Source organism: Xanthomonas maliensis (assembly GCF_009192945.1).
Lineage (GTDB): Bacteria > Pseudomonadota > Gammaproteobacteria > Xanthomonadales > Xanthomonadaceae > Xanthomonas > Xanthomonas maliensis.
Map to the genome: position 1 here is coordinate 1 of NZ_NSET01000056.1, position 17,809 is coordinate 17,809.

At 66.8% G+C, this 17,809-nt stretch carries 11 protein-coding genes; 5 read left to right on the forward strand and 6 right to left on the reverse strand.

Going from position 1 to position 17,809, the window contains the following annotated elements:
- The first annotated feature begins 125 nt into the window (after positions 1-125).
- A complete protein-coding gene (locus tag CKY51_RS17480) occupies positions 126-3,116 on the forward strand; it encodes a two-component regulator propeller domain-containing protein (RefSeq protein WP_425479866.1) in 2,991 nt (996 codons plus the stop codon).
- 148 nt (positions 3,117-3,264) lie between these two features.
- Here the strand turns inward: CKY51_RS17480 and CKY51_RS17485 are convergent, their stop codons facing one another.
- Entirely contained in the window at positions 3,265-4,167 is a 903-nt protein-coding gene (locus CKY51_RS17485) for a LysR family transcriptional regulator (protein WP_022972157.1), read from the reverse strand.
- Positions 4,168-4,293: 126 nt separating this feature from the next.
- Between CKY51_RS17485 and leuC the strand changes: the two genes are divergently transcribed.
- From leuC to leuB, 4 genes are read left to right on the forward strand one after another with little or no spacing between them, the layout of a single operon-like run.
- The gene (leuC, locus tag CKY51_RS17490) at positions 4,294-5,730 is read left to right on the forward strand and encodes a 3-isopropylmalate dehydratase large subunit (protein ID WP_022972156.1); all 1,437 of its coding nucleotides are present in this window, start codon (positions 4,294-4,296) and stop codon (positions 5,728-5,730) included.
- Between the two features lie 56 nt (positions 5,731-5,786).
- Positions 5,787-6,434 carry a 3-isopropylmalate dehydratase small subunit gene (gene leuD / locus CKY51_RS17495; RefSeq protein WP_022972155.1) on the forward strand — a complete coding sequence of 216 codons (648 nt, stop codon included), beginning with the start codon at positions 5,787-5,789 and terminating at the stop codon, positions 6,432-6,434.
- A 32-nt stretch (positions 6,435-6,466) separates the two neighbouring features.
- The gene (locus CKY51_RS17500; RefSeq protein WP_022972154.1) at positions 6,467-7,216 is read left to right on the forward strand and encodes a class I SAM-dependent methyltransferase; all 750 of its coding nucleotides are present in this window, start codon (positions 6,467-6,469) and stop codon (positions 7,214-7,216) included.
- Positions 7,217-7,253: 37 nt separating this feature from the next.
- Entirely contained in the window at positions 7,254-8,327 is a 1,074-nt protein-coding gene (leuB, locus tag CKY51_RS17505) for a 3-isopropylmalate dehydrogenase (protein WP_022972153.1), read from the forward strand.
- Between the two features lie 275 nt (positions 8,328-8,602).
- On the opposite strand, the gene CKY51_RS17510 is transcribed toward leuB, so the two are convergent.
- The 5 genes from CKY51_RS17510 to CKY51_RS17530 all read right to left on the reverse strand — a co-directional run bounded on the left by CKY51_RS17510 (position 8,603) and on the right by CKY51_RS17530 (position 17,651).
- Positions 8,603-10,093, reverse strand: a complete 1,491-nt coding sequence (locus tag CKY51_RS17510; RefSeq protein WP_238319479.1) for a glycoside hydrolase — start codon at positions 10,091-10,093, stop codon at positions 8,603-8,605.
- Between the two features lie 58 nt (positions 10,094-10,151).
- Positions 10,152-11,786 carry a DUF5597 domain-containing protein gene (locus tag CKY51_RS17515; RefSeq protein ID WP_022972151.1) on the reverse strand — a complete coding sequence of 545 codons (1,635 nt, stop codon included), beginning with the start codon at positions 11,784-11,786 and terminating at the stop codon, positions 10,152-10,154.
- A gap of 44 nt (positions 11,787-11,830) precedes the next feature.
- Positions 11,831-13,333, reverse strand: coding sequence for a tryptophan halogenase family protein (locus tag CKY51_RS17520; protein ID WP_022972150.1), 1,503 nt, complete (start codon positions 13,331-13,333; stop codon positions 11,831-11,833).
- 139 nt (positions 13,334-13,472) lie between these two features.
- Positions 13,473-16,265, reverse strand: coding sequence for a TonB-dependent receptor (locus CKY51_RS17525; protein WP_022972149.1), 2,793 nt, complete (start codon positions 16,263-16,265; stop codon positions 13,473-13,475).
- Positions 16,266-16,793: 528 nt separating this feature from the next.
- Entirely contained in the window at positions 16,794-17,651 is an 858-nt protein-coding gene (locus CKY51_RS17530; RefSeq protein WP_244952550.1) for a FadR/GntR family transcriptional regulator, read from the reverse strand.
- Positions 17,652-17,809: the final 158 nt, after the last annotated feature.

Consider the following 17,809-nt stretch of genomic DNA (forward strand, 5'->3'; position numbering starts at 1 on the left):
GCCCGGTGGGTGTGGGGAATCCACCTAGCGCGGGCGCGAAGGGCGCGGTGATAAATTTTGCTGCGTCTGACGGCAACGCAATGGCGGCCGCCAGCAGTCCGGAGGGGGGCGCAGGGCGAGTGGAGATCGGGGGGGAGGGCACGCAGATCAGCGGCGTCCGCGGCAGGCGTCTGCTGCGGATGGCAGGTGCGTGGCTGCTGTTCGGATGTCTGCTGTGGATCGCCTGGCCGGGGGCGGCGCAGCCGCTGTCGCACAGCGTCCATCACACCGTCACCCGCTGGAGCATGGACGACGGCCTGCCGCACAACCTGGTGCATGCGGTGGCGCAAGGCGAGGACGGCCTGATCTGGCTGGGCACCTGGGAAGGCGCCGCGCGCTTCAATGGACGCGACTTCACCGTCTTCGACCGCCAGAACACGCCCGGTGCGGAGCTGGGCGGGGTGTTCGTGGTGACGCGCGACAGCGCTGGCGGCATGTTGTTCGGCACTGCCTTCGACGGGGTGTATCACTATCAGGACGGGCATTGGCGCCAGTTGGGGGACGCTGCCGCGCGGCACCTGGCCGTCAGTGCCTTGCTGCGGCGCGCCGATGGCGCGCTGTGGGTCGGCACGCCGCAGACCTTGTATCGAATGGACGTCGACGGCCGCCTGCAGGACATCGGCCAGCAGGCTGGCTTGCCACGCGCGCGCATCACCGCGCTGCAGGCCGATCCGTCCGGCGATCTGTGGATCGGCACCGACCGCGGTCTTTACCGCCTGGGGCGCGATGGCACGGCCGCTGCCTGGGGTCAGGCACATGGCATGGGCAGTACCGCCGTGCGCCGGCTGGCCAGCGACCGCCAAGGCGGCCTGTTGGTCGCGGGCGACGACGGCGTGTGGTGGTGGGGGCGCGGTGGCGGCCTGCAGCGCCTGCGTGCCGGTCAGCGGGTGGATGCGGTGCTGCTGGATCGCAATGGCCAGCTGTGGATGAGCCTGTCTTCGGCCAGCATGCTGGTGGTCCACAGTGGCGCCGGCGTCGCGGACGAACAGATCCCCCTTTCCGGCGTCGTCAGCCCAGCCTTGCTGGAGGATGCCGAAGGCCTGATCTGGGCGGGCAGTACCCATGGCCTGTTCCGCGTGGCCGAAGGCGCTGCGCATGGCGTCACCCAGGACGATGGCCTGGCCTCGGACTACGTGCGCTGCGTGCTGGAGACCGCCGATGGCACGGTGTGGATCGGCAGTTCGGTGGGCCTGGACCGTTGGCGCGATGCGCGCATCGCACGGGTACCGTTGACCGCGGCCAACCATGGCCGCGAAGCCGAGCAGTCGGTGCTGGCGCTGGCCGACGCCGGCAACGGCGGTGTCTGGGCCGGAACCTATAGCCAGGGCGTGCTGCGGCTGGATGCGCAGGGTCAGATCCGGCAGCGGATCGGAGCAGGCGAGGGCTTGCCCTCGCAATCGGTCCGCGCCGTGCTGCCGGTTGGCGAGGATCTGTGGATCGGCACCACCGCCGGACTGGCGCGCTGGCGCGATGGCCAACTGCGCCGCTACACCGCTGCCGACGGCGTCCCCGATGGTTCGGTGCAGGTCCTGTATCACGACGACACCGGCATCCTGTGGATCGGCACCGATCGCGGTATGACCGCGTTGTGGCCCGATGGTGGTACGCGCGCCTGGCTGGGCGAGCAGGATTTTCCCGGCCAGAACGCCTTCGATTTCCTGCGCGATCGCAATGGCGACCTGTGGATCGCCAGCGACCGCGGGCTGCTGCGGCTGCAAGGCGAGCGCTTCCGGGTCTACGACCATCGCGTGGGCATGCCGCGCGACAAGGTGTTTCGGGTGATCGACGACGGCCGCGGCCATCTGTGGTTGTCGAGCAACCATGGTGTCTTCCGTATCGCGCGGCGCGACTTCGACCAGGTGGATGCGGGAACCCGCGATCAGCTGAGCGTGGAGGTGGTCGATCGCAGCGACGGCATGCCGGGCAATCAAAGCAACGGCAGCAGCGCGCCGGCCGGTTGGCTGACCCGGTCTGGGCAACTGCTGTTCCCGACGTCTGCTGGCCTGGGCGTGGTCGACCCGAGCCGTGTCGGCACCCAAGAAGGACACCGCGTGCCGATCGTGTTCGAACGCCTGGTGGTGGATGGTCTGCAACTGCCGCTGACCGGCCCGCACCGGCTGGGCGCAGACACCCGCCGCATCGCCATTGGCTATGCCGGGCTCAATTTCCGCGGCCCGGACAAGGTGCGCTACCGCTATCGGCTGGAAGGCTTCGACCCGGATTGGGTGGATGCCAACGGGGCCATCGAGGCGGTCTATACCAATTTGCCGCCAGGGCGCTTCCGTTTCCGCGTACAGGCGATGTCGCTGCCGGTGGATTGGCGACGGGGCGATCTGCTGGGCGAGGCCGGGCTGGTGCTGGAGCTGGCATCGCCGTGGTGGCGCCGCAGCGAGATCCTGGCGCTGGGCCTGCTCGGTCTGGCCAGCCTGATCTACGCGCTGTATCTGTGGCGCACCGCCAGCTATCGCCGCCGACAGCAGCAGCTCAATGCAGTGATCGAACGGCGTACCCGCGAGCTGAGCGACAAGAACCTGGCCTTGCAGCAGGCCAGCCAGGAGCGCGAAGCATTGATGCGGCAGCTGGAATATCGCGCCAGTCACGACGTGCTGACCGGCTTGCCGAATCGGCGCGAAGCCGAGCGCGTGCTGCAGCAATGGCTGGAGCGTGCGCAGGCCGACGGCGCATCGGTGGCGCTGGCGTTGATGGACATCGATCACTTCAAGCGCATCAATGACGCCTACGGTCACGAGACCGGCGATGCGGTGTTGTGCGCGGTGGGCGAGGTGCTGTCCGATCGCGAGAACGCGCAGCACTTTGCAGCGCGCCACGGCGGCGAGGAATTCCTGCTGGCGGTGATCGGGTTGGACGGCGATGCCGCGCGCGTGGTGTTCGAGGGCTTGCGGCAACGGCTGGCGACGATCGGCGTGCCGGCGCAGGAGACCCTGGTGCGCTGCACCGCCAGCATGGGCATGGCGATGGCGCACGAGGCTGCCAGCTGGAGCGAGTTGTTGGCGCTGGCCGATCGTCGCCTTTACGCGGCCAAGCGGCAGGGGCGCGATCGCCTGGTGCAGCACTAGAGCGGGTTATGCGCGTTGAGGTGAGTGCCAAGCGCCCTGTGGCGCGTCGGGCAAGGTGCGCGACGCGGTGTCGGTGCGCTGGCCGTTGTGACGTGATCGGTGCGCTGCGATCAGCGCGCCGAACGCACAGGCGGCGCTGGTCGCCGCATCATGCCGATGACCGGTCCGCGGGTTCGGCTGCATCGGCCTGCCCCTGCAGCAGAGCGATAAAGGCCTGGCCGGCGCGCGACAGCGTGCGCCCGCCATGGGTGACGCAGCCGAGTGCGCGCGACAGTTGCAGTTCCGGCAGCGGCAGCGTCACCAGCGGAGGATCGATCATGCGCGCCGGCAGTACGCTCCACGCCAGCCCGACCGAGACCAGCATCTTGATCGTCTCCAGATAGTTGGTGGTCATGCGCAGGTGCGGAATCAGTCCGCGTTCGGCGAAGCGCTTGGCGACGATGCGGTGGGTGAAGGTGCCCGCATCCGGCAGCACTGCCGGATGCGCCACGATGTGCTCGAGCGTGGGCGCAGCCAGCATTGCCAGCGGATGATCCGGCGCCACCACGCACTGCAGTTGGTCCTGCCAGATGGGTTGCGCGCGCAGCGGCGCCTGGGTATCCGGCGCCAACGTGGTGACCGCCAGCTCCACCTCCCCGCGCAGTACCGCGGCATAGGCCAGTTCCGAATCGAGGAACTGGATGTCCAGGGTGGCGTGCGGATGCTCGGTGGTGAATCGGCGCAACAACGCCGGCAACCGGTGCAGGCCGACGTGATGGCTGGTGGCCAGGCTCAGGCGACCACTGCCGGCGGCGCCCAGGTGTTCCAGCGCCCGCCGCGTGTCTTCCAGCTCGGCCAGGATGCGGCGCGCGCGCGGCAGCAGCGCCTGTCCGGCTTCGGTCAGCACGATCTGACGGCCGAGGCGGTCGAATAGCCGTGCCGACAACTGCCCCTCCAGCAGGGCGATGCGCTTGCTGACCGCTGGTTGGGTCAGGTGCAGTGCTTCTCCGGCGGCCGAGAAGCTGCCGCTCTGGGCAATGGCGACGAAGGCAGTGAGGCTGGCAAGGTCCAAATGTATTCCCAAAATTCATTTGTTGAATAAACAATATGAATTTGCTTCATCGGGGGCAAGCTCCTAGCATCGACAACAGCCTTGCGGGCCATGGTCCGCTCCCTGCCAACGCACCGGGTTGCCGTGATGACTGCCAAGACGCTGTACGACAAGTTGTGGGACATGCATGAGGTTGCGCATCGCGACAATGGCTCATCGCTGATCTATATCGATCGCCACATCCTGCACGAGGTGACCTCGCCGCAGGCCTTCGAGGGCTTGCGCCTGGCCGGCCGCAAGCCGTGGCGGATCGACGCCAACATCGCCACCCCCGACCACAATGTGCCGACCACGCGCACCGAGCGCCAGGGCGGCCTGCAGGCGATCTCCGACGAAGTGTCGCGACTGCAGGTACAGACGCTGGACGAGAACTGCGACGACTTCGGCATCCTCGAATTCAAGATGGACGACCAGCGGCAGGGCATCGTGCATGTGGTCGGCCCCGAGCAGGGCGCCACTTTGCCGGGCATGACGGTGGTCTGCGGCGATTCGCACACGTCCACCCATGGCGCGTTTGGTGCGCTGGCGCACGGCATCGGCACCTCCGAGGTCGAGCACGTGCTGGCGACCCAGTGCCTGATCGCCAAGAAGATGAAGAACCTGCAGGTGCGGGTCGAGGGCGAACTGCCGCTGGGCGTCACCGCCAAGGACATCGTGCTGGCGGTGATCGGGCGGATCGGCACCGCCGGCGGCAACGGCTATGCGCTGGAGTTCGCCGGCAGCACGATCCGCGGGTTGTCGATGGAAGGCCGCATGACCATCTGCAACATGGCCATCGAAGCCGGTGCCCGGGTCGGCATGGTGGCGGTGGACGAAAAGACCATCGACTACGTCAAAGGCCGGCCGTTCGCGCCCAAGGGCGCGCAGTGGGAGGCGGCGGTGGCGTTGTGGCGCACGCTGGTCTCCGACCCGGATGCACCATTCGATAAGGTCGTGGAGCTGCAGGCCGCCGAGATCAAACCGCAGGTCAGCTGGGGAACCTCGCCCGAAATGGTGGTAGCGGTGGACCAACACGTGCCCGATCCGGCCAAGGAACAGGACCCGACCAAACGCGATTCGATCGAGCGCGCGCTGAAGTACATGGGCTTGCGTGCCAACCAGCCGATCACCGACATCCGCCTGGACCGCGTGTTCATTGGCTCGTGCACCAACTCGCGCATCGAGGACCTGCGCGCCGCTGCGGCCGTGGCCAAGGGCCGCAAGGTCGCCGCGACGATCAAGCAGGCGCTGGTGGTGCCGGGCTCGGGCCTGGTCAAGGCGCAGGCCGAGGCCGAAGGCCTGGACAAGGTGTTTCTGGACGCCGGCTTCGAATGGCGCGAACCGGGATGTTCGATGTGCCTGGCGATGAACCCGGACAAGCTCGGCAGCGGCGAGCACTGCGCCTCCACCTCCAACCGCAACTTTGAGGGCCGCCAGGGCGCCGGCGGGCGCACCCACCTGGTCAGTCCGGCGATGGCGGCGGCGGCGGCAGTGAGCGGTCACTTCGTCGACGTGCGCACGTTGCCGGCGTTGTCGGCGGACTAGCCGCGCCGACCCGCAGCCTGCTCGCGTCTACCCGTCCCTTTATCCAGGTTCCTGCCATGAAAGCCTTCACGACCCACACCGGCCTGGTCGCACCATTGGATCGCGCCAATGTCGACACCGACCAGATCATTCCCAAGCAATTCCTGAAGTCGATCAAGCGCACCGGGTTTGGCCCCAATCTGTTCGACGAATGGCGCTATCTGGACGTCGGCGAGCCGGGACGCGACAACAGCCAGCGGCCGCTCAATCGCGATTTCGTGCTGAATTTCCCGCGCTACCAGGGGGCCAGCGTGTTGCTGGCGCGCGAAAACTTCGGCTGCGGTTCCTCGCGCGAGCATGCGCCGTGGGCGTTGGACGAATACGGCTTCCGTGCGGTGATCGCGCCCAGCTTCGCCGACATCTTCTTCAACAACAGCTTCAAGAACGGCTTGCTGCCGATCGTGCTGGCCGACGCCGAGGTCGATGCCTTGTTCACACAGTGCCTGGCGATCGAAGGCTATCGGCTGTCGGTGGACCTGGCCGCCCAGCGTGTGCGTCGCCCCGATGGCATCGAGTACGCCTTCGAGATCGATGCCTTTCGCAAACACTGCCTGCTCAATGGTCTGGACGATATCGGCCTGACCTTGCAGGACGCCGACGCGATCGGCCGCTTCGAGCAGGCGCATCGCGCCCGCCAGCCCTGGTTGTTCGGCGCCCTGCAGTGAGCGCGGCGGGATCTTCACTGCGCGCCGAGAGCTTGGGCGAGCACGTCGCTGCGCAGTTCGGCGCGCAGGCACAGGCGTACCTGCAGAGCGATGTGCATGCGCAAGGTGCCGAGTTCGCTGAACTGCGCGCCGGCCTGCAAGCGCATCGCAACGGTCGCCTGCTCGACCTGGGCTGTGGCGCCGGACATGTGAGCTTCCAGTTGGCCGCGTTGATGAGCGAGGTGGTGGCCTACGATCTCTCGGCCGAGATGCTGGACGTCGTGGCGGCCACCGCTGCCGCGCGTGGCTTGACCCAGCTGCGCACCCTGCAAGGCGTGGCCGAGCGCTTGCCGTTCGAAACCGGCAGCATGGATGCAGTGGTCAGCCGCTATTCGGCGCATCATTGGAGCGACGTCGGTCAGGCGCTGCGCGAAGTGCGGCGGGTGTTGCGGCCGGGCGGCATCGCGGCCTTCATCGACGTGGTGGCACCGGGCCTGCCGTTGCTGGACACGCATCTGCAGGCAATCGAACTGCTGCGCGATACCAGCCATGTGCGCGACTACAGCGTGGCCCAGTGGCTGCAGATGCTGGGCGAATCCGGCTTGTGCGTGCAGCGACATCATTGCCAACGTCTGCAGTTGGACTACCTGAGCTGGGTGGACCGCATGCGCACACCGGCGGTGCTACGCGCAGCGATCCGCGCGCTGCAGGATGCCGCTGTGGACGATGTGCGCGACTATTTCGAGATTGCTGCCGATGGCTCGTTCAGCACCGACGTGCTGGTGCTGTGGGCGGTACGTTGATTCCCATGGCGCTGCGGCGCCGACCCACGAGGATTGCATGAGCAAGCAGATTCTGGTTCTTCCCGGCGATGGCATCGGCCCGGAGATCATGGCCGAGGCGGTCAAGGTGTTGACGCGCATCGATGCGCAGCACGGCCTCGGCGTCACCCTGGCGTACGACGATCTCGGCGGCGCCGCCTACGACAGATACGGCAGCCCGCTGGCCGACGAAACCCTGGAGCGCGCACGCGCCGCCGACGCAGTGTTGCTGGGCGCGGTCGGTGGGCCGCAATGGGACAGCATCGACCCGGCACTGCGTCCGGAGCGCGGCCTGCTGAAGATCCGTTCGCAGCTGGGTCTGTTCGCCAACCTGCGTCCGGCCCTGCTGTATCCACAGCTGGCCGAGGCGTCCACGCTCAAGCCCGAGGTGGTGTCCGGGCTGGACCTACTGATCCTGCGCGAACTCACTGGCGGCATCTACTTCGGCCAGCCGCGCGGCAATCGCACGCTGGACAACGGCGAGCGCCAGGCTTACGACACCTTGCCGTATAGCGAGGGCGAGATCCGCCGCATCGCCAAGGTCGGCTTCGAGATGGCGCGCCTGCGCGGCAAGAAGCTGTGCTCGGTGGACAAGGCCAATGTGCTGGCGTCCAGCCAGCTGTGGCGCGCGGTCGTGGAGGAAGTGGCCAAAGATTATCCGGACATCGCCCTGTCGCATCTGTACGTGGACAACGCCGCCATGCAACTGGTGCGCGCGCCCAAGCAGTTCGATGTGATCGTGACCGACAACATGTTCGGCGACATCCTGTCCGACCAGGCCTCGATGCTGACCGGCTCGATCGGCATGTTGCCGTCGGCGTCGCTGGATGCCAACAACAAGGGCATGTACGAGCCCTGTCACGGCTCGGCGCCTGACATCGCCGGCAAGGGCATCGCCAATCCACTGGCCACCATCCTGTCGGTGGCGATGATGCTGCGCTACACCTTCGCGCAGGCCGAGGCCGCAAACGCCATCGAACGTGCGGTCGGCAAGGTCTTGGACCAGGGCCTGCGCACGGCCGACATCTGGTCCGAAGGCACCACCAAGGTCGGTACCGCCCAGATGGGCGAGGCCGTAGTGGCAGCGCTGTAAAACGCCGTCCGCAGGGGGCGTTGGTGGTCGCCGTTCGCGGCGGGCACCGACCCCGGCTTGCGTACCGGCATGCACCGCAGGTAGGTGCAATCGCCTCGGCGCCAGTCGGACCGCGCTGCAGCGACGACAACGATCCGCTGCCTGCGATAGACCGCCCGTGCGGCGATGACGCTGTCGCTGCACGGTACCAGCACAGCGTCGGTGTGCTGGCGTCATCGGCGCTACGCCGCGGCAGCGCCTTGGTTGCGCGCTGCCGGGTGCCTGGGCAAGCCGCCTCAGCGCTTGTGCAGGATCATCGTCACCACCGATCGCGCTGGCGCCAGCGCGGCCTGCACGCCATCGCTGACTGTGCTGCTGCAGGTGGTTTCCGCAGCTCGCGTTTGCGAGGTGACGACCACCTGCAGCGCCCAGGCGCCCGGTCCCAGGATGTCCGGTGCGATCGTCAAGCGCCGTGCCGCCAGTCCGGTGTTGACGTGCACCAGCACCAGTGTGCGCCCATCGGCCGCCAGCGCCGCCACCGTATCCATATCGTTCACCGGGAGTAGCCGCATGCCGGGACGCAGATAGCGGCTGAAGTTGGCCATGGCCCAGTACTTGCGGGTGATCACGAACGGATGCTCGGCTGTTGCCTCGGTACTCAGATCCATCCGGATCAGGCCCCAATGGCGGGCCGCGCCCGGCTTGCCGGCCGCTGAGGTTTCGATCGCCTGCCAGAACACCCAGGCCGAAGGCTGCAGGCGCTTGAGGTCCAGCACCATGTGTTCGGCCAGTGCCAGCGCCGGGCGCATGTCGTCGGCATCCTCGGCCACGGTCGATGGCGACAGATCGTCTTCGGACATCCACAGACGGATGCCGCTGGCCGTGGCGATGTCGCGTACGCCGGTCTGTCCGGTGCTGTCGTAGCTGTGCACATTGAGTTGGCCGAGCACCGCCCTGGTGGTGTCCGAATACTCCGACCAATTGCCGATGAACCCCAAGGCGTTGGTTTCGTCCATGGCCGCGACCCGGGTCTGCACACCGCGTGCGCGCAGTGCGCGATCGCTGGCCTGCAGGATGCGTTGCTGCGCCGGCACGCTCCAATGCGCGCCCTCCTGCGTGTTGGCGGCGAACCAATAGGGTGTGTTGGGCTCGTTGACGGGCGACAAGGTGCGGAAGACGATGCCGTGGCGTCGCTGCAAGGTGTCGACGACCTCAGCGAGGTAGGCCGCGAACGCGCTTTCCTGGCCGGGCCGCAGATTGTCGTCCAGTCCGTGCTCGGCGCCGGAAACGCGGCCACTGACGGTCATGAACCACGGCGGCGAGTTGGAGAACGCTTCGAAGATCCGCCATTGTGCGGGCACGCGTGCGCGGATCGCATCCAGCCACCAGCGCTGGCCCTGGTCGGCCGACCAGTCCCACAGCGCCGGATCGTCGGCATGCCACCAGTCCTTGCCGACGGCGCCGCTGGGCTGCCGCCAGAATCCCTGGATGGCCGCGCCGGTGCGCAGATACGGCGGAGTGTCAGCCGCATTGCCGCCGCCGATGTTGTAGCGGGCGATCACCCAGCCCAGGCCATCGCGGCCGTACAGCAGGTCGGCCAGGCGATTGCGCAGCGGCTCCGGATAGGTGCCGGTCACGTTGGCGAACCAGGCCAGCGCCGTCCCGAAACCTTCGAAGCGGGTTTGCGGCGCCTGCAACTCCGGCCGCAAGGCGATGTGGATCGGTGCGTCGGCCACGCAGACCGGCGCGGCCAGGCAGGGCAGCGCCAGCGCCGCAGCCGCAAGCACGCTGCTACACATTCGCAGGCAGCGCCACAGCTGCAGCGAGCAGCCCCGACCAGCCATGTTAGTCACGGTGAGCCTGCAGCAGCGTCACCATCAAACTGCTGCCGCGCTCTGGCAGGCGCAAGCCGAAATAGGTCTCGTCGCCGTTGAGGGTGCGCTCGCGCACCCAGCGCCCGGCCTCGAAATGGCCTTCCTCGACCGTGAGCAACTGCACCGGGCCGCGCGTGCCCAGCTGTTCGGCGAACATCAGGTTGGCATTGGCGCCAGTGATCAGGAACCGCTCCGGCGCTACTTCGGCGACCAGCACGCGGCCGCTTGGCACCTGGTTGCCCTGGCCGCGTGGCCCGCCATAGCCATCGCACACCTCGCCAAAGCGCACCGCCACATCCAGCTGCGAGAAGGCCAGCGGCACGTTGGCGATGCCATCTTCTTCCACTGCCGCCTGCACCCGCCCGGCATCGCGCAACGGCAGCAGGAACGGCGCCGCTTCGCGCAGCAACCGGTAATTGACCGCGACCGGATCGATGCTCTCGCGACCGTCGGCGTCCAGGCCGAACGCAGCGTCGATGCCGAACTTGCCGATGCCCACCGCATAGGGCCGCGCCAGCACCAGGAACATATGCCGTGCGTGCGCGGCAGAACCGCCGGTTTCCGGTACGAACAGCGGATTGTCCTTGCGATCGTAAGCCTGGGCGATGGCGAGATAAGGCGCGACGTTTGTGTCGTAGTTGTCCACGCCGATGACATCGATCGCCGGCGCCAGCGCCTTCCACATCGGCAACAACCACGACACCGCGCCGCCACTGGGCGAGGACAGGCCGGGGCGCAGCAGACCGGGTTGTTCGCGTGGCCAGACGTTGATGTACAGCGGCAGGTCGTAGGCTGCCTTGCCAGCCGCCGCGACCGCCTGCATATAGCGTGCGGTGTGATAGGCCATGAAGGCCTCCGGCGCGCGCGCGCCGAACGCCGCGGTCCAGTTGCCACTCGCAGCGCCGGGCATGTCGGCCGGCACCTGGCCGGCGAACAGCGCTTGCGCCGCGGCAGAATGATCGCGGTCGGCGCCCAGCGTGCCGGCTTCGTTTTCGACCTGCACCATCAGCACGGTGCGGCGCTTGCCATCGATGTCGCGCAGATGCCGCATCAATGCGGCAAACGCCTGCGCGTCGGCATCGCGGCTGGCTGCCGCCAGCGGCGAGAGCGCCTCGACCGGGTGGCCATCGGCGTCGATGACGCGCGGATAGCGCAGGGTGTCGCGCTTCACCCAGTCGGGAACGTAAGCCATGCCGCCGTTCTTCCAGGTGCCGAACCACAGCAGCACCAGGCGCAGGCCTTGCCGCCGCGCCTCGTTCACCAGCCCGTCCACGTTGGCGAAGTCGTAGCGACCGGCCACCGGCTCCAGCTCCTGCCACGATACCGGCGCCATCACCGTATTGCATTGGCTGCGGGCGAGCGCCGGTTGCAGTTGCCGCAGTTGCGTACCGGTGCCGCTGCTGTTGTTGAGTTGCATGCCCAGCAGCAGCCAGGGCTTGCCGTCCACGGTAAAGCTACGCCTGCCGTCGGCAGCGGCCGCGAAGCCGTTGGGCTGCGCCTGCAGCATCAGCGGCGGCAGCAGTGCCAACAGCAGGGCGATCGCGGCGTAGCACCGCCGGCGCGTCGACCTTGCCGGGGAAGAGGTGTTGCTCGATGGCAGCTGCATGCAGTCGGTCTCCGGGGCGGGGCACTGTCGTTGTCGATGGATCGTCACGAGGCGGCACAGTGTGCACGCACGAAATCCTCATGCGAGGGCATGCGGTCCACCAACTGTGCCGTGGTTGCCGCCATGCGTTGCAGTCGCGCGCTCGCTTCCGCGGCGGGCATCGCCAGGGCCAGCGGATCGATACCGTGCGTGTCCACGCCTTGTCCGTGCAAGACGGCCAGCCAGCTGGTCTTGCTGAAGAGTTCGTCGGTGTCGCGGAAGACCCGGCCAGAGTGCGCAAAGCTCTGTAGGCGGTCGGCCAGGCTGTCTGGGATCGCCATGGCGCGTGCGCGCTCCCAGTAGTGGCCAGCACGCGCGGTCGCATGGAAGTGCAGGATGATGAAGTCGCGGATGCTGTCGAACTCCTGCGCCATCAGCCGGTTGTAGCGACGGATCTCGGCAGGATTGCCGGCGCGGTCGGGCAGCATCTCCAGGAAGCGGGCGATGCCGGCCTGGATCAGGTGGATGCTGGTGGACTCCAGCGGCTCCAGGAAGCCCGCGGCCAAGCCCAGCGCCAGACAGTTGCCGGACCAGCAGCGTTCGCGCCGGCCAGGACGGAAACGCAGCAGGCGCGGCTCGGACAGCGGCTCGCCATCCAGATTGGCCAGCAAGGTCGCGGCGGCCGCATCGTCGGACAGTTGCTCGCTCGCATACACATAGCCGTTGCCGGTGCGATGCTGCAACGGAATCCGCCATTGCCAGCCGGCGTCCCGGGCCGTTGCACGGGTGAACGGCGTAAATGCGGGCGAGCGAGCCGATGGCACCGTCACTGCGCGGTCGTTGAACAGCCAATGCGACCAGTCCTGGAATTCCGTGCCGGGGGCACCGTCGAGCAGCACGTTGCGAAAGCCCGAACAATCGATGAAGAAGTCGGCATCGATGCGCGTACCCGATTCCATCACGACTGCCTCGATGTCGCCAGCGGGCGCGCGCCGCAGCACCTGCTGGATCGTGCCTTCCACCCGCATCACGCCGCGGCTTTCGGCGTAGCGGCGCAGCATCTGCGCGTAGAGCGCGGCGTCGAAGTGGAAGGCGTAACCCATTCGCGACAGTGACGTATCGCCTTGCTGCGGCCGCATGAAGCGCCCGCGCGATGCCGCCACGGTGTTGAGCGAATACATCGCCAGCGGTGCGGCTGCGCCCGCGCGATGCATGCGCCGCCACAGCCCGTCGAACGGGACGGTGCCGATGTCCATGCCAAAGGTGCCGAATGGATGGAAATAGCGATGTCCGGGACGTTGCCAGTCGACGAACTCGATGCCCAGCTTGAAGCTGCCCTGCGTGGCGCGCAGGAAAGCGTCTTCATCGATGCCGAGCAGTGCATTGAACAGCGCAATCGGCGGAATCGTCGCTTCGCCGACGCCCACCGTGCCGATGGCCTCGGATTCGACCAGGGTGATGCGCGTGGTCCGCGTCCCGATCACCCGTACCAAGGCCGCCGCTGCCATCCAGCCGGCGGTGCCACCACCGACGATAACGAGATGACGCAGTGGCTCGCCCGCTGTCACGGCCGTCGCCAGCGCGGGCGTGACGATAGCGGCGCGCGCACGATCGTGGCGCGCCCGCGTCTGCTCATCACGCGGGCGAGGTCGGTCCGCCTGCGGCGGTGGCGGCCCGTTTCATCTCCTGTAGGGAGCGCAAGACGCATCAGTAGGTGACTCGCACCGAGACGCCGTAGCGGCGGTCGTTGAGCTCGTAGCGCAACGGCGCGCTTGGCGTGCCGATGTAAATCTCGTTCATGCGATTGTTCAAGTTCACCGCATCGAACGACAGCGCGACGTGGTCGTTGAGGTTGACGTTCAATGAGGCGTCCAGCGAGGCATACGGCTTCTGGTACTGCGGGATGCCATTTGCGCCGCTGCCCTGCGTCGTGTCCAGGTAAGCGCCGCGCCAGCTCCAGGCAAGGCGTCCGGTGAAGCGACCCTTCTCGTAGAGCGCCACCGCGTTGTAGCTGTGTTTGGACAACTTCTCCAACGGCACCGTGGTGGGGATATCCGAGCCGGCGGTGGCGAAAGGATTGGAGACGCTGCTGTCCACGTAGGTGTAGTTGAACTGGAACCCCAGCCCGCTCAGCCAACCGGGCAGGAAGTCGTAGAACTGCTGGTAAGCGAATTCGGCACCACGGATGGTGCCATTGCCGGTATTGAGCGAGGTGCTGATGTCGTAGTCCTGGCCGTTGTAGTTGCGTACCACCGTGCCGCTTGCCAGGAAGCCGTTGACCTTTTTGTAGAACACGCCGGCGGTGAGCGAACCGGCAGGGGCGAAATACCATTCCAGCGTCGCATCGTAGTTGTCGGACGTGATCGGTCGCAGGAGCGGATTGCCCGAGGACCCACTGGGTCGACCGGTAATCGGATTCAGCTGGTTGGACGCCCCCAGCGTCACGTTGGTCGACATCTGGTCGAAGTTGGGCCGGGCGATCAGTTGCGAATAGGCAAAGCGCGCCTGCAGCGTCTCGCTCAAGTGCGCGCGCAAGTTGAAGCTCGGCAGCACGTCGTTGTAAGTGCGCTCCACCGACAGCGGGGTGATGCTGCCATCGCTCAGGAAGACGGCACCCTCCGAGCCGGTGGTGGTCCTGACCAACCGCACGCCGAGATTGCCATCCAGGCGCAGGCCGGCCAGCTCGGTGTCGTAGTCTGCGGTGAGGTAGCTGGCCCAGGTTTTTTCGGTCTGGTGATTTAGGTCGCTGGGTTTGAATGCCGTCTGCGGCGCGAAGCCGAACAGGGCTTCGGTGCGTGCGGTGCGCTCGAACAGTCCGTTGCCGGCGGCGAATTCCGGGTACAGCACGCCACCGGTCAGGGTCTTGCCGTCGAAGAAGTCCGGCGATGGACCGTTGCGCACCAGTTCCGGATGCGCCGAGACCGAGGGGTAGACCAGGCTGGTCGAGCAATCGCGATCGGCACCGGTCACGCCCAGGCAGGCGGCATTCCAGGTGCCGCGCAGGTCGATGGTGCTATCGGCGTAGCGCACGCCGGCGCTGAGCTTGGTGAACAATCCGCCCTCGGTGAAGTACTCCACGTCCGATTGCAGTGCCAGTTGATCGGCATCGTTGCGGGTCAGCGCATCGGCGATATAGCTGAGCCCGTAGTTGTTGGGGTTGGTGAGCAGCGCGGGATCGCGCACGTTGAAGCGTGGGCTGCCACCACGCAGGTCGAAGTCGACGATCGAGCGATTGGCCGCGGTGGTGCGATCTTCCGAAGCGCGGTCGTATAGCGAGATCACGAAGCCATTGCGGTCGGCATCGTAGGACGAGGTCAGATACTGCGCATCGAAGGTGACCGCCACTTTCTCGCTGGGATTCCAGCGCAGGTTGAGGCTGTAGTTGGTATTGGTCGAGGTCAGGTCCTGGTCGTAGCGCGCCGATTCGAACAGCTGGTCGTCCAGCGCGCCAGAGGTCGCGTAGCCGCGCGCATCGAAGGTGAAGGGGGCGCCGGCCAGCGGGGAGGCCGTGTCGAGGCGATTGGCCTGGTAGAAATACTTGCCCTGCCGGTAGAAGTCATAGGAGCTGCGCAGGAACTGCCCGGTCACCAGTACGGTATCGGAGGGCTTCCATTGCAATGCTGCCGCCGTGCCGAAGCGTTTACGGTCGCCGCCATCGTCGTAGATCTGGAAGCCCGACGGGATCTGCGCATTGCTGGGCGCGCCGGCGATGACACCATCGGGTACCGCGACGAACGGTCCAGTCAGAATGCCGTCCTGGCGGTAGCTGGAGCGGCCGTAGCCGACGTTGAACAGCACGCCGATCTCGCCGATGTCGGTGGTGAAGCGATCGCTGTACAGACCAGACGCCGAACCGCCTGCCTTGTCGGCGCGATCGTAATAGTTGCCCTTTGCGGTGGCGCTGATGACTTGGCCCGGCGCGTCGAACGGCAGCCGCGTGCGCAGGTTCACCACGCCACCGACGCCGCCTTCGATGATGTTCGCGGGCGGATTCTTGTAGACGTCGATGCCCGCCAGCAGTTCCGGTGGGATGCCTTCCAGATCCAGGGTGCGGCCGCCGGAAGCGGAGAAGGTATCGCGGCCGTCGAGGAAGTTGCGCACCTGGGTCAGGCCGCGCACGGTGACAGCCGGTTGCGTACGGTGATCGAAGTCGGTCGCGCCTTCGCCATAGCGGCGCTGGATCTGCACGCCGGTGATGCGCTGCAGCGCCTCTACCGTGTTGGCGTCCGGCAGCTTGCCGATGTCCTGTGCCTGCACCGAATCCACGATCTGCGTGGCGTCTTGTTTGATCGCCTGCGCCGACCGCAGGCTTTCGCGCACGCCGGTCACCATCACGCTGTCCAGCGTTGTCACGTCGCCACTGGCCGCCTGCGCCGGTGCGGCCTCTTGCTCGCCTTGGGCGCTTTGCTCGGGGCGCGGTGCGGGGCGGGTTTGTCCCCATGCCAGCGCCGGGGTCAGCATCGCCAGGCCCAGCGCACTGGCCAGGGAGTGCCGATGCACGGGATGACGCGATTTGACGGACGCACGACGTGTCATTCGATCTCTCTCCGGTTCTGAGGAGCGACCTTGGTATCGACACCGACATCGGTGTGAATCTGTACGCGATGAAGGATGACGCCGTGCCGACGATCGGCGACGTCCAAGGACGGTGGCGAGCGGGACTGTTTGCGTGTGTGCAGATTTATATGACAAATCGAGAGGGTGCACGTTGCGTCGCAGCAAGCTGGCATCAGCGTGACTTGCAGTGCGTGTCGGACGTTGCAGGACGGCGTGCCTGTATATCCGCGTATGGAGCGGTGCCGGCCGCGGCATGTTTGCCTGCGTGTTCTGGCCAACGCCGCGCCAGCGGTGTTGGTATGCGATCAGACGCTTGCCATCGCGCAGACGCGCAACTCCGCCATCTAGCGAGGGTCCTTGTTACCGATGAAGACGTGGTGCGCATCTGCCGCTTCTACTTGCGCAACGCGGCGCGCGCGTGGGTGGTCCATCTCCCGCGGTGTCGGCCTGCATGGTGATCTGGCAGTGATCCTAGCGTCGCGTCGTCTTCGCTTGTCGCTGCTGTTCGCGGTCGATCAGTCGCAGGACGTCGTGGATGATGGCGAACATCGCCGCCTGCGCCGTGTCCGCATCGCCGCGCTTGATCGCATGGAGGACGCGTCGGTGTGCGGGAATGCTGGCCGTATGTCCGCGGACGCGATTGGTGAACTGGATGGAGAAGGTCAGGGCCGTGTTCACCAGTTCGTGGAACTGCATGTAGAACGGATTGCCGGTCGCGTCGAGGATCGCGACATGGAATGCCACGTCCGATGACAGGTGATCGTCCTCGCCCCGACCGGCCGCGATCATGCGCTGCAAGGCCTGCTCGATCTTGCCGATCGCTTCGGTGTCGCCCTGCTGCGCAGCCAGCTTGGCCGCCATCGGTTCGATGCCCTGGCGCATTTCGGTGAACGAGCGCAGCAGGCGATGCGAGAACTTGCGCTCCAGCATCCAGCGCAAGACATCCGGGTCGAGCAGGCTCCAGCTCTGCTCGGGGCGCACGACGATGCCGCTGCGCGGGCGTGCTGACAATAAGCCCTTGGCGGTCAGCATCTTGATCGCCTCGCGGGTGACGCTGCGGCTGGTCGCGTAGGCCAGGGAAATGTCCGCTTCGGTCGGGAAATTTTGCGTGCCATACGTGCCGGCGACGACCTCCCGTCCCAACGCATCGAGCAATTGCGCGGTGAGCGTGCTGCTTGCAGAGGTTGGGGATCCCGTTCGCAGCGGGCGCGGTGTCATGGCCGGCGGCCGTCTGCCGAAGAGAGGCCGAGAGTAGCACGGCCACTTCGCCGCGCCGTGCGGGCGTGGGCAGGGGGGCGACGGTTGTGGCCTACCGAAGACCGGCCACACCTGATGGAAATGTCGCAGTGGCAGAGGGGGATGCTCACCCTACGCTGGATCGCCGGGCGATCATGCCGACCAGCTGTTTACCCCTATTCGCCCCTATTCGCCCCTATTCGCCCCTTGCGGCTGCGTCCAGCTGACGCGTGCCGCCGTCCACTCCCCAG

Excerpts from the sequence above, each read along its gene's own strand:
- leuD (WP_022972155.1), top strand. The coding sequence starts at position 5,787 with ATGAAAGCCTTCACGACCCACACCGGCCTGGTCGCACCATTGGATCGC.
- leuC (WP_022972156.1), top strand. The coding sequence starts at position 4,294 with ATGACTGCCAAGACGCTGTACGACAAGTTGTGGGACATGCATGAGGTT.
- leuB (WP_022972153.1), top strand. The coding sequence starts at position 7,254 with ATGAGCAAGCAGATTCTGGTTCTTCCCGGCGATGGCATCGGCCCGGAG.
- CKY51_RS17515 (WP_022972151.1), bottom strand. The coding sequence starts at position 11,786 with ATGCAGCTGCCATCGAGCAACACCTCTTCCCCGGCAAGGTCGACGCGC.